Here is a 14,199-nt window from a genome sequence, read left to right on the forward strand (position 1 = left end):
AGCCGGGCGATTACATCCGCTGCGTGGGTGTGCCGACCGCGTCCGGTTCGTCGCGCGCGGCGAGCGTGTCGTCTTCCGAGAAGCGGTAGCCGCCGCGGCCCTCGGTCTTCGCTTCGTAGAGTGCGATGTCGGCCCGCTTGAGCGCGCGCTCGAACGATTCGCCCGGCTTCGCAAGCGCAATGCCGATGCTCACGCCGAGCGTCACGACCATGCCCGCGTCGAGTTCGTAAGGCAGCGAGAGATCGCGCACGATGCGCCGCGCGAACGCGATGCTCGCGGCATCCGCGAAGTACGTCGCGACCACGGCGAACTCGTCGCCGCCGAGACGCGCCGCGAGTTCGCCATGCCGCATCGCGTTGCGCAGACGGTCCGCGACGCGCCGCAGCAGCTCGTCGCCCGCATCGTGGCCGTGCGAATCGTTGACGTGCTTGAAGCCGTCCAGATCGACGTACATCACCATCACCTTCTCGCGGTGCGCGCTGCCCGCGATCAGGCGCTCGGCGTGGTCGCTCAGATAACGCCGGTTCGGCAGGCCGGTCAGCGAGTCGTGATGCGCCCAGTGCAGGATCTTCGCTTCCGCGCGGCGGCGCGCGGTCACGTCCTCGACGATGATGACGGCGCTGCCGTCCGGCACCGGATCGCGGCTCAGTTCGAGTCGACGGCCGTCGGGCAGCGTGAGATCGAGCGGGGCGCGGGCGTCTTTCAGCCACTCGCCGCAGCGCGCGCTCAACTTCGCGCGCAGCGATTCGCCGTGCCCCGCGAGTGCCAGATAGCCGATGAACTCCGGCAGCGCCACGCCGATGCGCAGCATGTCGGCGGTCGCGCCGAAGAGGTCCGCCACCTTGCGATTGGCGATGACGACCGCGCCCGCCGCGTCGATCGTGCAGAGGCCGTGCCGCATGTGCGCGAGCGCGGCGTCGAAGCGCGCGGCCAGTTCCGCGTGCTCTTCTTCGGCCGTCATCAGCGCGACGAGATTGCGATAGTGGCGGCGCACGACGATGCTCATTGCAGCGATATAGACGGCGAGCGGCGGCACGAGCATCCAGTAACCGGCGGGGCCGAGGAGCGCGCCCACGCCGATCGGCACGCTGCCCGCGCAGATCTGCGAGATCGCGAGATGCGGCACGCCCGCATTGCGCGACGCGATGCCGCCCAGCATGCCGGCCGTCACCATGATCGCGAGCGACGCGAGCATGGCGTCGCCGGACATGACGCAGGCCATCGCGCCCAGGCCGGTCAGGCCGCACGCGATGAGCCCGAACGGCGCGTAGCGCCGCGCCCACGGCTCGGGCTGCGGCGACTGCCTGCGCCGCGCGGCGCGGTAGCGGCACACCACCGCCACGCGCGCGGCGAGAAGCAGCGCGTCCGCGACGAACCACGCGACGGTCCACGGCGCATGCGCGCGCACGAGCGCGACCAGCGCGACGAACGCGGTGGAGCCGCCCGCGAGCAGCAGCGGCCTAATGTCGTCGAGCAGGGTGAAGAGCAGCGAGGCGCGATTGCCGGGCGTGATGCGTCCGTCGTCCGTTGCCGGTATCGCCAGAAGGGAATCGAGCAAGGACGAGGAGCCTGACATGCGAGATACCGGCGGACCGGAAAAATACGGGGGAGGCATCGGTGAAGCGCGGGCTTATCCGGCGTGCACCGTCATGTGCGGGTTTACGGCAGGTCGGTCGAAAACTGAAAGAGGCAAGCGGTCAGCCGGCGCTATTGTCATCGCGCGAGCCGGCCTTCAGAATCTGCGCATCCGAATCTGCGGACCCTTAAGCCGCTGCTCATCCTTCGAGGACACACCATGGCAAAGATCCTGACGCTGCACGGCGTCAACCTCAACATGTTCGGCAAGCGCGATCCGAAGCAGTACGGCACCGCGACGCTCGCGCAGATCGACGAGCAACTGGCCGCGCTCGGCAAGGAACTGGGCGTCGAAGTCGAGTGCTACCAGACCAACATCGAAGGCGAGATGTGCTCGCGCATCCATCAGGCGTTCAGCGATAACGTCGATGCAGTCGTCATCAATGCGGGCGCGTGGACGCATTACAGCTACGCCATTCGCGATGCGCTCGCCATTCTGACAGTGCCGATCATCGAGGTGCACATGTCGAACGTTCATGCGCGGGAAGCGTTCCGGCACGTGTCCGTGTTTTCCGAAGTCGTCAAAGGGCAAATCTGCGGCTTCGGCGTGGAAAGCTATCTGCTCGGCCTGCGCGCGGCGGTATCGGCGATCAAGTGATGCCGCGCCGCGCCTAAGCTCTTACGCGCGGCTCGCGTCTTTCACGCTGGCGGCGGCGCGGCGCGCGCGGCTTTGCACGGGCACGGGCTTGCGCTCGCGCAGCGTCGCGCCGCGGATGAACAGCACGGCGAACAGCGCGCAAACGGTCCAGACGATGGCGATGAGGGTCAAGTAGTTCATTGTCGTGTTCCTGATTCGATGCGTATTCTTGTGAGTCGTGGTGCTCAGGCTTCTGCGACGGGCATCGCGAGCAGGCGGCGGATCAGCGTTTGCGCGATCGCGTGCTGCTCGGCCAGCGTTTCGGCGGCGTCGGCGGCATCGGCGTTGGCCTGCGCGCGGACCTGCGCGGCGAGGCGCAGCACGTTGTCCGATGCCGTCCGGAGTTCGGCGAGCAGTTCGGCTTCGAAAGCCGCCATGCCGGCGTGCGATTCGATTGCGCCGAGAATCGCCGTCTGCTGCGGCGTGCTGTTCGTTTGCATCGTCTGGAACATGTTGGCTTCCCCGTAAGTGGATGAATCCATTCTGCGCGGGGAGCGTCCGAATCAATCCTCCGAAAAAGACCTGATTCCCGGTTCAGTTCGATCTCTTGACGACGCGCCTTCGCGCCCCATGAGGGTGCGGAGTCCATCCGACAAGGCTTTCCGGGGCGCCGGGGCGGTAAAATCGCGTGTTTTTCCGCGCGCCGTCCAGCACGGTTCGGCGAGTGTTCGCTTTGTACAGTCGCCCGTCGCACGAAAAAACAACACTTTTCGCGTTTCCCGACGGGCAGCGGCAGAGCGGCGCGCGTCCTTGGCAGTTCAGGCAGAGATCGACAATGGCTTCAGGCAACAACCCGGCAGCAGCGCAGCACGAAACACTCAGGCGCGGACTCAAGAGCCGCCACATACAACTCATCGCGCTCGGCGGCGCCATCGGCACGGGGCTTTTCCTGGGCGTCGCGCAGACCATCAAGCTCGCCGGCCCGTCCGTGCTGCTCGGCTACGCCATCGCCGGATTGATGGCGTTTTTCATCATGCGGCAGCTGGGGGAAATGGTCGTCGACGAGCCCGTAGCCGGCTCGTTCAGCCATTTCGCGGACAAATACTGGGGCCATGCGGCCGGCTTCGTGTCCGGCTGGAACTACTGGGCCGTGTATATCCTCGTGAGCATGGCCGAATTGTCCGCCGTCGGCATCTATATGCAGTACTGGTGGCCGGCGCTGCCGCCGTGGGTATCGGCGCTCGCGTGTTTCGCGATCGTCAACGCGATCAATCTGACGAGCGTGAAGTCGTACGGCGAGCTCGAATTCTTGTTCGCCATCGTGAAAGTCGCGGCAATCGTCGGCATGATCCTGTTCGGCGGCTATCTGCTCGTGTCGGGCCACGCGGGGCCGCAGGCCAGCGTGACGAACCTCTGGCGGCTCGGCGGCTTTTTCCCGTACGGCGCGAGCGGACTCATGATGTCGATGGCCGTCATCATGTTCTCGTTCGGCGGGCTGGAACTGGTCGGCATCACGGCGGCCGAAGCCGAGGACCCGTCGCGCAGCATTCCCCGCGCGACGAATCAGGTCATCTACCGCATCCTCATTTTCTATATCGGCGCGCTCGGCGTGCTGCTTTCGCTCTATCCGTGGGACAAGGTCGCCACCGGCGGCAGCCCGTTCGTGCTGATTTTCCGCGAGATGAACAGCACGGTGGTCGCGAATGTGCTCAACGTGATCGTGCTGACGGCCGCGCTTTCCGTGTACAACAGCGGCGTCTATGCCAATAGCCGCATGCTGTACGGCCTCGCGCAGCAAGGCAACGCGCCGCGTGCGTTGCGCGGCGTCAGCGCGCGCGGCATTCCGCTCGCGGCACTCTTCGTGTCGGCCGTCGTCACGGCGGCGTGCGTGCTGATCAATTACTTCATTCCCGGCCGCGCGTTCGAACTGCTGATGGGGCTCGCAGTATCGGCGCTCATCATCAACTGGGCGATGATCAGCATCATTCATTTGAAGTTCCGCCGCCGCAAGCGCGAGCAGGGCGCGGCCACGACGTTTGCGAGCCTCGGTTATCCGTTCACGAACTATCTGTGCCTCGCATTCGTCGCGGGCATCGTGTGGGTGATGTACGAGACGCCGGACCTGCGGCTATCCGTCTATCTCATTCCCATCTGGCTGGCGATTCTCGGAATCGGCTACTATCTCAAAACCAGGGCCGCCGCGCGCCGTCCCGCTCATCCATCGTCCTGAATTCAGTCCTGATACCGACACCATGTTCGAACATATCGATGCCTACCCCGGCGACCCGATCCTCTCGCTGAACGAAAACTTCCAGAAGGACCCGCGCGCGAACAAGGTCAATCTGAGCATCGGCATCTATTTCGACGACGCCGGCCGCTTGCCCGTCATGCAGGCGGTGCGCGAAGCCGAACTCTCGATTCTGCAAGAGCTCGGCCCGAAGCCGTATCTGCCGATGGCCGGTTTCGCGCATTATCGCGATGCCGTGCAGGCGCTCGTGTTCGGCACGGGCAGCGCGGCGCGCGCCGAAGGCCGCATCGCGAGCGTGCAGACGCTCGGCGGGTCGGGCGCGCTGAAGGTCGGCGCGGACTTCATCAAGCGATACTTTCCGGCGTCGAAAGTATGGGTGAGCGATCCGACGTGGGAGAACCATCGCTTCATCTTCGAGCGCGCGGGCTTCGAAGTGAACACGTATCCGTACTACGACGAAGCCACCGGCGGCCTGCGCTTCGATGCGATGCTCGAAGCCATCGACGCGTTGCCGGCAAAGAGCGTCGTGCTGCTGCATGCGTGCTGCCACAATCCGACGGGCGTCGATCTCGACGAAGCGCAGTGGGTCAAGATCATCGACGTGCTGCATAAGCGCGACCTGCTGCCGTTCGTCGACATGGCGTATCAGGGCTTCGGCTCGGGGCTCGAAGACGACGCGTTCGCCGTGCGCGAGCTTGCGCGCCGCGGCGTGCCGGCGTTCGTCGCGAATTCGTTCTCGAAGAACTTCTCGCTCTATGGCGAGCGTTGCGGCGGCCTGCATGTGATCTGCGACGATGCCGCCGAAGCCGATCGCGTGCTCGGTCAACTGACGAGCGCGGTGCGCGCCAACTACAGCAATCCGCCGACGCACGGCGCGAAGATCGTGACCAAGGTGCTGACGACGCCGGAACTCGCGCAATCGTGGAAAGATGAACTCGCGGCGATGTGCGAACGCATCGCGCGCATGCGCCGCGCGATTCACGACGGCCTGCGCGAGCACGTGCATGGCGAGGCGTTGTCGCGTTACGTCAAGCAGCGCGGCATGTTCACGTACACGGGTCTCGAAGCGCCGCAAGTGGACCGTCTGCGCGAGGAATTCGGCGTGTATATCCTGCGCTCGGGGCGCATGTGCGTCGCGGGGCTGAACGAGAGCAACGTGCAGATCGTCGCCGACGCCATCGGCAAAGTGCTCGCGAAGTAAGGCGTCGGCCGACACATTCGCATCACAACGCGGGACACGACAGCACCTGCTGCGGCGGCAGCGTGCCCGGTCCCGCGTCCACTTTCGAGCCGCGCGGCGGCGTCGAAATCAATCGCACGCTGTTTTCTCCCGCGCTTTCTCCAGCATTCGCGAGCACGTACTGCTCCGCGCTTCCATCCGGCTGCCAATACACGCGATACACCGCGTCATCCCGATAGATATGCAGCGCGCCGTGCACGGCCTTGTCGCCTTGCACGAGATCGGCGCGCGCGCCTTCCTGTAACGTCAGCGCGTTGCCCGACGCGCCTTGCAGCACGCCGCAGGCGGGCTGGCCGGCGTGCGCGTGCGCGGATGCGAGAAGGGCCGCGCAGAAAGCCGCGTGTCGATACGGCGAAACGTTCATCGGCGATGCCTCCGAAAAGTGAATCGGCCACCTTCCGCAGCAAGTTATGTGCGTACCGCGTGTGAGGCGATTCGCTTCGCCGTTCGTCCGCGCGTGTGCTACCTTGAATGAGCAGCGTTCGATGTTGGAGGGCGCCATGTCAGTGATCGCACCCGACGAGAAGGCGGACTTTCTCGCGATTCTCGCGCGCCACCGGCTCGACCCGAGCGACTTCCTCGTGCAGGAGGCGGGCGAATCGGATGTCGTGGACGACGTTTATCCGCTGCGGGGACACGTGAACATCGTGCGGCGTTCAACGCTCAAGGAGCGCGAATATCGCATCGGGCACGGCACCGCATGGGTGGCGGCGTTCGAGAAGGACCTCAATAAGGGCGCGTTCGGCTGAAACGCGCGCGCCGCGTAAGTGTTTTCAACGCATCTTTTTGAAGCGGAGCACACGATGAGACCGACCGACTTCACATCGTTCAGGGCGCACCTCGCCATGCTGCTTCGCGATCTGCCGCGCGGCATGACCGCCGATCTGACCGATGTGGCCGTTGCATACTGGAACGGCAAGCAGGTCGTCGGCGCGTATCTGCGCGATAACGGATGCATCGACGAAGATTTCGACTTTGACGAAAACGCCTGGGGCGTGTGGCGCGACGAGTTTCTTCTCTGGTTCGACGCCCCGCGTTTCTCGGAACGCAGCGACCTGAAGGCGACGCTCGTCTCCGGCACGCATTGCGCGACAGTTCACGGCGGACAGTGGCCGCGTCCGCGCTGAAACTGCGTCGCAACGAAGCACTGCATTCTTTCTCCTTCGCTCTCCCTGCTCGCGAACGGCACGTGACTTGCTGCCCCAGGCCGGTCTGGCAACGTCCGAACCACGGCTGACGACGGCCGCGTTCCGCCATTCTTCAGGGAGGGTTGCAGCATGGCGAGTACCTCAAGACTTCATCCGCTCACGTTCGGCACGGCTATCGCGTTCATCGTGATCGGACTCGTGCTCGCCGCGGGCGGCGCGTATCTCGTGACGCTCAATGGATCGTGGTACTACGCGATCACCGGCGTGGCCATCGTGCTGACGGGCCTCCTGCTGCTCATCCGGCGCCGCTCCGCGTTGCTGCTCTTCGCGCTCGTGCTGTTCGGCTCGACGATCTGGGCGGTGTTCGAAGCGCGATTCGACTTCTGGCAGCTTCTGCCGCGCTTGTGGATCTGGGTCTTGCTCGCGGTGTGGCTGCTCATTCCTTATGTGCATCGCGGCGCGCTGTTCGGTCCGCCTTCGACTGCGCGGGCCGCGCGCGTGCCGCTCGCGGCTGCCATCGTGCTGGCGGTGCTGCTCGGCATCGGCACGTACTTCACGGATCCGCACGATCGCGCGGGCAGCATCGACGTGAGCGTGGCCGCCGACCCGAACCAGCCCGACCTGAACGCCGCGACCGGACGCCAACCCGGCGACTGGATCGACTATGGCGGCTCGCCGCTCGGACAGCGCTATGTGCCGCTCGCGCAGATCACGCCGCAGAACGTGCATCAGTTGAAAACGGCGTGGACGTTTCGCACCGGCGACATGCCCGGCCCCGACGATCCGACCGAAACCACCGACGAGAACACGCCGCTCAAAGTGGGCGACACGCTCTTTCTGTGCACGCCGCACAGCAAGGTGTTCGCGCTCGATGCCGCGACCGGCAAGGAGCGCTGGCACTTCGATCCGCAGATTCAGAGCGCGGTCGGGTTCAAGCATTGGGAGCACATGACCTGCCGGGGCGTCGCGTATTACGATCCGGCGATGCATGCGGCGGCGGCTTCGCCCGCGGCCGCGTCCGAAGCGTCCGCCGCGCCGGAAGCGTCATCCGATGCGCAGGCGTCCGCGCCAGCCGCCACGAGCGATGGCGCTGCCTCCATGCCCGCCGCGTCCAGCGATGCCGCCGCCTCCGCGCCGGCCGCATCGAGCGACGCCGCCGCTGCCGCGCCCGCGCAGAGCGGTGATCAGACCGCCGCGCAACCCGCCGCGCCTTCGAACGAATGCCCGCGCCGGCTCTTTCTTCCGACCGCCGATGCCCGCCTGATCGCGCTCGACGCCGACACGGGCAAGCCCTGCGCGAGCTTCGGGAAAAACGGAACCATCGACTTGCGCATGAACATCGGGCCGTTCACGCCGGGCGGCTATTACTCGACCTCGCCGCCAGCCGTCGCGCGCAATCTCGTGATCGTCGGCGGTCACGTGACGGATAACGAATCGAACAACGAGCCGTCCGGCGTGATCCGCGCGTACGACGTCAACGACGGCCATCTCGTCTGGAACTGGGATTCGGGCAACCCGGACGCCACCGAGCCGATCGCGCCCGGCGCAACCTACGTGCGCAACTCGCCGAACATGTGGTCGATCTTCAGCGTCGATGAAAAGCGCGGCATGGTCTATCTGCCGATGGGCAATCAGACGCCCGACCAATGGGGCGGCCACCGCACGCAGCAGGCCGAGCGTTTCGGCGCGGGCGTCGTCGCGCTCGATCTCGCGACCGGCAAGCTGCGCTGGAACTATCAGTTCACGCATCATGACCTTTGGGACATGGACGTGGGCGGCCAGCCGACGCTCGTCGTTCTGCAAACCGCGCAGGGCATGCAGCCGGCGCTGATCGCGTCGACGAAGCAGGGCAGCCTTTACGTGCTCAATCGCGAAACCGGCCAGCCGATCATCCCGATCAACGAGGTGCCGGTGCCGCAAGGGGCGGCGCGAGGCGACCGCACGTCACCGACGCAGGCCGTCTCCGCGCTCAACTTCAATCCGCCGCGCGTGCGCGAGGCGGACATGTGGGGCACGACGCCGTTCGATCAGCTCTGGTGCCGCATCAAGTTCAAGAGTCTGCGCTACGAGGGGCCGTTCACGCCGCCGTCCGAGCAGGGCACGCTGGTGTTTCCGGGCAACTTCGGCGTATTCGACTGAGGCGGCGTGTCGGTGGATCCGGTGCGGCAGATTCTGATCGCGAATCCGGATTACATGGCGTTCACGTCGAAGCTCATTGCCCGCGAGAAGCTGGACGAGCAGGCGGGCGAGAAGAAGGGCAGCGAGACGAGCGGCATCAAGCAGGCGCGCGGCACGCCGTTCGCGTTCGAGCTGAACGCGTTTCTGTCGCCGCTCGGCATTCCGTGTCAGGCGCCGCCGTGGGGGTATATCGCGGGTGTCGATCTGCGCACGGGCAAGATCGCGTGGCAGCACAAGAACGGCACGATTCGCGACAAGGCGCCGCTGCCGATTCCGATGCCGCTCGGCGTGCCGAGCCTCGGCGGCACCATCGTGACGGCGGGCGGCGTCACGTTCCTGACCGGCACGCTCGATCAATACGTACGCGCCTACGACGTACGCAACGGCAACAAGCTATGGGAAGCGCGTCTGCCGGCAGGCGGCCAGGCGACGCCGATGAGCTACGCCGACGCGAGCGGCAAGCAGTACATCGTGGTGACGGCGGGCGGGCATGGTTCGCTCGGAACCAAGGCGGGGGATTACGTGATCGCGTACACGCTGCCGTGAAGCGCGCGCGAGGGCGGCGGTGCGTTGAACCGCCGCCCTGAGCGGATTCAGACCGCGCGGCGATAGGCTTCGGCCATCAGCGCGCTGACCTTGGCGCGGGCCTTCAGTGCGTCACGAACGGCGTCGGCGATGATCGAAAAAAGCGGGGCGAGGATTCCCATGGCTACTCCTTGATTCGGTGGCTTCTAGGTTAACTACCTAGGTAGTAACCCGTATATTAGCAGGTTTGGTGCGACGCAGCAAACGAGACATTCGCCAAGCGATAGCAATGCTCGACGTCCCACCGTACGAACTTCGCACACCGGGCGATAATCGAGTGAAACGCGTGTTTCGCTCGTCCGGTGAAAGGAGAATGCACATGAGTCGGCATTTTTCGGGTCGCGCAGTGCTCTCCCTGCTGGGCGCGGCGGTCATCGCGGCGGCGATCGTCGTGGGATGCAGCGGCGGCGGTTCTTCATCGACGACGAGTTCCGTCGCGGCCGGCGGCGGGGCGGCGGCGCCCGCGTCCAGTCCGGCCGCAGCATCGGATGGAACGAGCGGCGGCACACCGACGCAGCCGGCCACGCACCCGATAGACGTCGCGACCTATCACAACGACATCGCGCGCACCGGCCAGCAGCTCTACGAATCCGTGCTCACGCCCGCGAACGTCAACGCGGCCACGTTCGGCAAGCTCGCCGTCTTCGCGGCGGACGGCCCGGTCGATGCGCAGCCGCTTTTCCTCGCCGCCGTGCCTATCGCGGGCGGCACGCGCAACGTGCTGTATGTCGCGACCGAGAAAGCGAGCGTCTTTGCGTTCGACGCGGACACCGGCGCCACGCTCTGGAAAGCGAGCACGCTCGCAAGCGGCGAGACGCCGAGCGACGACCACGGCTGCGGCCAAATCGCGCCGACCATCGGCATCACGGCGACGCCGGTCATCGACCGCGCGCGCGGCGCGATGTATGTCGTCGGCATGTCGAAAGACGGCGCGGGCCACTATCACCAGCGCATTCATGCGCTCGACATCGCGACGGGCGCGGAGCTTTTCGGCGGGCCGACGGAGATTGCCGCGTCGTATCCCGGCACCGGCGTGGGCAGCCAGAACGGGCGCGTCGTATTCGATCCGGGGCAATACGCCGAGCGCGCGTCGCTGCTGCTGCTGGGTGGCGTCGTCTATACGGCATGGACGTCGCATTGCGACATCATGCCGTACACCGGCTGGGTGATCGGCTACAACGCGAGCACGCTGCAACAGGCGAGCGTGCTGAACGTCACGCCCAACGGACAGATGGGCGCGATCTGGATGAGCGGCGCGGGCCTCGCTTCGGATGGCGCGTCGATCTATTTTCTCGATGCGAACGGCACCTTCGACACGACGCTCGACGGGCAGGGCATGCCGATTCACGGCAACTTCGGCAACGGCTTCCTGAAGCTCGCCACGACGCCGACGCTCGCCGTCACGGATTACTTCCAGCCGTCGAACACGGTGCAGCAGTCGAGCGTGGACGAGGATCTCGGTTCCGGCGGCGCGCTCGTGTTGCCCGATCTTCCTGACGCGAGCGGCGCGATCCGCCATCTCGCGCTCGGCGCGGGCAAGAACTCGGTGATCTACGTGGTCAACCGCGATTCGATGGGCAAGTTCGATTCGAACGCGGATCACATCTATCAGGAGGTCGTCGGGCAGATTCGCGGGCCGGTGTTCGGCATGCCCGCGTACTTCAACCGGACCGTGTACTTCGGCGCGTTAGGCGACAGCATCAAAGCATTCACGATCACCGACGCGCGGCTCTCGTCCACGCCCGCCAGCCAGACGCCCACGAGCTTCGGCGCGCCGGGCGCGACGCCGAGCGTGTCGGCGAACGGCGCGGCGAACGGCATCGTGTGGGCGGCGGAAAACGGCACGATCGCGGCGCTACACGCGTATGACGCGTCGAATCTCGCGCGCGAGCTGTACAACAGCCGACAGGCCGGCGCGCGCGACCAGTTCGGCCAGGGCAACAAGTTCATCACGCCGACGATTGCGAACGGCAAGGTGTACGTGGGCACGCGAAGCGGCGTGGGTGTGTTCGGATTGCTTTCGCGATAGATTCGGTACTGTCATCGCTTCATCGAGAGTGAGAGAGATCGAATGAACGCATCGCAACGCATCGACCAGTTGATCGCCGAACTGACGGACTGGCGCGGGCAGACGTTCGCCCGCGTGCGCGAAAGCATCCTCGATGCCGATCCGGAGATCGTCGAGGAGTGGAAGTACATGGGAAGCCCGGTGTGGTATCGCGACGGCATGATCGCGGTCGCCAACGCGCACAAGGGCAAAGTGAAGGTGACGTTCGCTCACGGCGCGTCGATTGCCGATCCCGACGGGCTGTTCAACGCGGGGCTGGAAGGGAATGCGCGGCGGGCCATCGATTTCTTCGAAGGCGATACGGTCGATGCGGCGCGGCTCACGCGGCTGGTGCGCGCGGCGATCGAGTTTAATCAAGAGAGAACGAAGAAGTCGGGGAAGTGAGGGCGGGTGAGTCGCTTCTCTCGCGAGCAGCGCGACTCAAGTACGTGAATGTTTCGTAGAACGAATGACATTTGCATGCGGACGTATGCGTGAAGGCGCTTGTCGCTGTCCCGATTCCCGATCGCTAGTGCGCGCCGCGCGGCGGTCAAGAGGCTTCCTTCGCGGAGTTCATACTCGGCAGCGGCGCGATTCGCGTAGCCGGTGATGGGTCGCGGGGGCATCGGCCGGTTGGGCGTGAATCGCTGTCACAACTGGCCGGCGTACGCCTGCGTTGCGGAATTGGCCGCGCCGCCTGCAATTCGCCGTCGAGAGGCGCGCTTCGCCCATGAAGAGCCATCCGGCCGCATCGACCTATCGCCCTCACCAACGCGCCTCCGACGTCCCCGGCGGCACCGACGCCCTGTCGTAGCCAGCAGGCGTGCGCGCGAGTTGCGCGCTCGGCCGCACCGCTTCGAGTTCGCCGAAGCCCGATGGCACGCGCTCCAGAAACGCCGCGATATCCGGCTTCTTCGCGCTCAGACCGCCCTCGATCCGGCCGAGCCCGCGCAGCCACTGCCCCGTCTGCGCCAGCGATACCTCCACGTGCCAGCTTCCGCCTTCCCGCTGCTGCTTCCACAGCGCCGCCGCCGCGCCGAACGCCATCAGAAAGCCGGTTGCCATGTCGAGCATCTGCATCGGCAGCGCGCGAGGCTTGCCTGCGCCTTCTGCCTCGCCTTCGGCCGCGTTGAAGCCCATCGCGGTCTGAACAAGTGAGTCGAAGCCGCGCCGCCCGGCCCACGGGCCCTGAGTCCCGTAAGCCGACAGCGACACCTGCACGATGCCCGGCCGCCGCGCCGCCAACTCGTCCGGTCCGAAGCCGAGCGAGGCCAGCACGCCCGGCCGGTAGCCTTGCGAGAACACATGCGCCTCGCCGATCAGACGCCACAGCGCCGCGCGCCCGTCTTCAGAGCGCAAGTCGATATGGGCCGAGCGCTTGCCCCGGCTCGTGTCGGCGATGGCGGAAATGTTCGGCAGATGCGGCGAATTCACGAGCATCACATCCGCGCCGAACGCGGCGAGCGCGCGACCGCCGACCGGACCGGCCAGAATGCGCGTCAAATCGAGGACGCGCACGTCGGAGAGCGGACGCGCATCGGCGGCGAGTGGCGGCAGCGTGAGCGGGGGCGCATCGCCGATGCGCGTGAACGTCATCAGCGGCTGCTTGGCGAGCGCTTGACCTTGCGGCGTCGCGTCCCATTCGTCGAAGCGGCGCAGCTTGGTGACGACGAGACCGCGTTGCGCGCAGGCCTCCTCGAAGTCGCCCGCGCGCCACTCTACGAGCGCGCGCTCGGCGTCGGCGCGCGTCGCCGTGGCCGGATCGAGACCGAGCACGCGCAACGCGCCGTCCTGATGGTGCGCGAAGTTCGCATGGATACGCACGTAGCCGTCGGCGCAGCGGTAGAGCCCGGAGAACGGCCCCCACGTTTCCGGCTCCTTGCCGTCGAGCGTGAAGTAGCCGGTGCATTCGACGGCCGCGTGCGTCATGTCGACCGACACGCGCTGACGCGGCGCGCCGCGGACATGCGCGAGCTCGCAGGCGGCGAGCGCCGCTGCGGCGATGGTGGACTGCGCGGCCGTGCCGACGGCGAAAGTGGAAGGGAAGACCGGATCGTGCCCGGTCAGGTCGACGAAGGAAAGCGCATCGCCGGGGAGACCGGCGATGCGCCATAGGGAAGCGAGGGTATCGAAGGAAGCGGTCATGATCGGAACGCGGCGACGAAAGATGCGCCATTGTCGCGCTGATTCGCGTCGGCTTCCCGCTACAGTTTTAAGGGGGGGTGCCGGGCCGCTGGGACGCGGCAGCCGGGCCGTGCCGCCGTTGCGCCTTCAGCCCCGGGCACGGGTGGTCGCCGATTCCGCGTCTGGCCGCAGTTGCTTCGGTCTGAGCCGCGCCGTGCCGCTGACTCCTCGCCCGGGCGTATCGCCATGAGCTCCCGCACGTGCCGAGTCGTCGGTTGCGAGCCCGGCCGCAGCAGCTAGGGCTTGTACCGCGTCCTGCCGCTGATCCTGCGCGGGCGTAGCACTTTCAGCCGCAGGCGCTCGGCGTCGCCGGTTGCGCGTCTCGCCGCACCGGCTTCGAACTGAGCCGTGCCGTGC

General features: G+C 66.2%; 12 protein-coding genes and 1 pseudogene. 8 read left to right on the plus strand and 5 right to left on the minus strand.

Annotation, left to right across the window (positions count from 1 at the left end):
• Positions 1–10: 10 nt before the first annotated feature.
• Positions 11–1,576 carry a sensor domain-containing diguanylate cyclase gene (locus NCR34_RS21555; protein WP_248324586.1) on the minus strand — a complete coding sequence of 522 codons (1,566 nt, stop codon included), beginning with the start codon at positions 1,574–1,576 and terminating at the stop codon, positions 11–13.
• 219 nt (positions 1,577–1,795) lie between these two features.
• Here NCR34_RS21555 and aroQ point away from each other — a divergent pair, with 219 nt between their 5' ends.
• On the plus strand, positions 1,796–2,233 hold the full coding sequence (gene aroQ, locus NCR34_RS21560) for a type II 3-dehydroquinate dehydratase (protein WP_206470746.1): 438 nt from the start codon (positions 1,796–1,798) through the stop codon (positions 2,231–2,233).
• 21 nt (positions 2,234–2,254) lie between these two features.
• On the opposite strand, the gene NCR34_RS21565 is transcribed toward aroQ, so the two are convergent.
• Both NCR34_RS21565 and NCR34_RS21570 read right to left on the minus strand, forming a co-directional pair.
• The gene (locus NCR34_RS21565; RefSeq protein WP_248324587.1) at positions 2,255–2,413 is read right to left on the minus strand and encodes a hypothetical protein; all 159 of its coding nucleotides are present in this window, start codon (positions 2,411–2,413) and stop codon (positions 2,255–2,257) included.
• 44 nt (positions 2,414–2,457) lie between these two features.
• A complete protein-coding gene (locus NCR34_RS21570) occupies positions 2,458–2,754 on the minus strand; it encodes a hypothetical protein (protein ID WP_248324588.1) in 297 nt (98 codons plus the stop codon).
• Between the two features lie 293 nt (positions 2,755–3,047).
• On the opposite strand from NCR34_RS21570, the gene NCR34_RS21575 reads away from it, so the two are divergent.
• Both NCR34_RS21575 and NCR34_RS21580 read left to right on the plus strand, forming a co-directional pair.
• Positions 3,048–4,442: an amino acid permease gene (locus tag NCR34_RS21575; protein ID WP_248324589.1), complete on the plus strand. Its 1,395-nt coding sequence runs from the start codon at positions 3,048–3,050 to the stop codon at positions 4,440–4,442.
• A 22-nt stretch (positions 4,443–4,464) separates the two neighbouring features.
• On the plus strand, positions 4,465–5,661 hold the full coding sequence (locus NCR34_RS21580) for an amino acid aminotransferase (RefSeq protein WP_248324590.1): 1,197 nt from the start codon (positions 4,465–4,467) through the stop codon (positions 5,659–5,661).
• Positions 5,662–5,683: 22 nt separating this feature from the next.
• Here NCR34_RS21580 and NCR34_RS21585 read toward each other — a convergent pair whose 3' ends face one another.
• The gene (locus tag NCR34_RS21585) at positions 5,684–6,064 is read right to left on the minus strand and encodes a hypothetical protein (protein WP_248324591.1); all 381 of its coding nucleotides are present in this window, start codon (positions 6,062–6,064) and stop codon (positions 5,684–5,686) included.
• Between the two features lie 136 nt (positions 6,065–6,200).
• Between NCR34_RS21585 and NCR34_RS21590 the strand changes: the two genes are divergently transcribed.
• The 5 genes and pseudogenes from NCR34_RS21590 (at position 6,201) to NCR34_RS21610 (ending at position 12,063) form a co-directional block, all read left to right on the plus strand.
• The gene (locus NCR34_RS21590; RefSeq protein ID WP_248324592.1) at positions 6,201–6,449 is read left to right on the plus strand and encodes a hypothetical protein; all 249 of its coding nucleotides are present in this window, start codon (positions 6,201–6,203) and stop codon (positions 6,447–6,449) included.
• A 54-nt stretch (positions 6,450–6,503) separates the two neighbouring features.
• Positions 6,504–6,827, plus strand: a complete 324-nt coding sequence (locus tag NCR34_RS21595) for a hypothetical protein (protein ID WP_248324593.1) — start codon at positions 6,504–6,506, stop codon at positions 6,825–6,827.
• Positions 6,828–6,977: 150 nt separating this feature from the next.
• Positions 6,978–9,572, plus strand: a pseudogene (locus tag NCR34_RS21600) (glucose/quinate/shikimate family membrane-bound PQQ-dependent dehydrogenase).
• Positions 9,573–9,930: 358 nt separating this feature from the next.
• A complete protein-coding gene (locus NCR34_RS21605; protein ID WP_248324594.1) occupies positions 9,931–11,640 on the plus strand; it encodes an outer membrane protein assembly factor BamB family protein in 1,710 nt (569 codons plus the stop codon).
• 42 nt (positions 11,641–11,682) lie between these two features.
• Positions 11,683–12,063, plus strand: a complete 381-nt coding sequence (locus tag NCR34_RS21610) for a DUF1801 domain-containing protein (RefSeq protein WP_248324595.1) — start codon at positions 11,683–11,685, stop codon at positions 12,061–12,063.
• 360 nt (positions 12,064–12,423) lie between these two features.
• Here the strand turns inward: NCR34_RS21610 and NCR34_RS21615 are convergent, their stop codons facing one another.
• A complete protein-coding gene (locus tag NCR34_RS21615) occupies positions 12,424–13,803 on the minus strand; it encodes a CoA transferase (RefSeq protein WP_248324596.1) in 1,380 nt (459 codons plus the stop codon).
• Positions 13,804–14,199 lie beyond the last annotated feature (396 nt).

The organism is Caballeronia sp. GAWG1-5s-s, assembly GCF_023631445.1.
GTDB lineage: Bacteria > Pseudomonadota > Gammaproteobacteria > Burkholderiales > Burkholderiaceae > Caballeronia.

What these genes read in the sequence shown, in the direction of transcription:
- NCR34_RS21565 (WP_248324587.1), bottom strand. Translation starts at nt 2,413, where the DNA reads ATGAACTACTTGACCCTCATCGCCATCGTCTGGACCGTTTGCGCGCTG.
- NCR34_RS21575 (WP_248324589.1), top strand. Translation starts at nt 3,048, where the DNA reads ATGGCTTCAGGCAACAACCCGGCAGCAGCGCAGCACGAAACACTCAGG.
- NCR34_RS21610 (WP_248324595.1), top strand. Translation starts at nt 11,683, where the DNA reads ATGAACGCATCGCAACGCATCGACCAGTTGATCGCCGAACTGACGGAC.
- NCR34_RS21580 (WP_248324590.1), top strand. Translation starts at nt 4,465, where the DNA reads ATGTTCGAACATATCGATGCCTACCCCGGCGACCCGATCCTCTCGCTG.
- NCR34_RS21605 (WP_248324594.1), top strand. Translation starts at nt 9,931, where the DNA reads ATGAGTCGGCATTTTTCGGGTCGCGCAGTGCTCTCCCTGCTGGGCGCG.
- NCR34_RS21615 (WP_248324596.1), bottom strand. Translation starts at nt 13,803, where the DNA reads ATGACCGCTTCCTTCGATACCCTCGCTTCCCTATGGCGCATCGCCGGT.
- NCR34_RS21555 (WP_248324586.1), bottom strand. Translation starts at nt 1,576, where the DNA reads ATGTCAGGCTCCTCGTCCTTGCTCGATTCCCTTCTGGCGATACCGGCA.
- NCR34_RS21570 (WP_248324588.1), bottom strand. Translation starts at nt 2,754, where the DNA reads ATGGATTCATCCACTTACGGGGAAGCCAACATGTTCCAGACGATGCAA.
- NCR34_RS21590 (WP_248324592.1), top strand. Translation starts at nt 6,201, where the DNA reads ATGTCAGTGATCGCACCCGACGAGAAGGCGGACTTTCTCGCGATTCTC.
- aroQ (WP_206470746.1), top strand. Translation starts at nt 1,796, where the DNA reads ATGGCAAAGATCCTGACGCTGCACGGCGTCAACCTCAACATGTTCGGC.
- NCR34_RS21595 (WP_248324593.1), top strand. Translation starts at nt 6,504, where the DNA reads ATGAGACCGACCGACTTCACATCGTTCAGGGCGCACCTCGCCATGCTG.
- NCR34_RS21585 (WP_248324591.1), bottom strand. Translation starts at nt 6,064, where the DNA reads ATGAACGTTTCGCCGTATCGACACGCGGCTTTCTGCGCGGCCCTTCTC.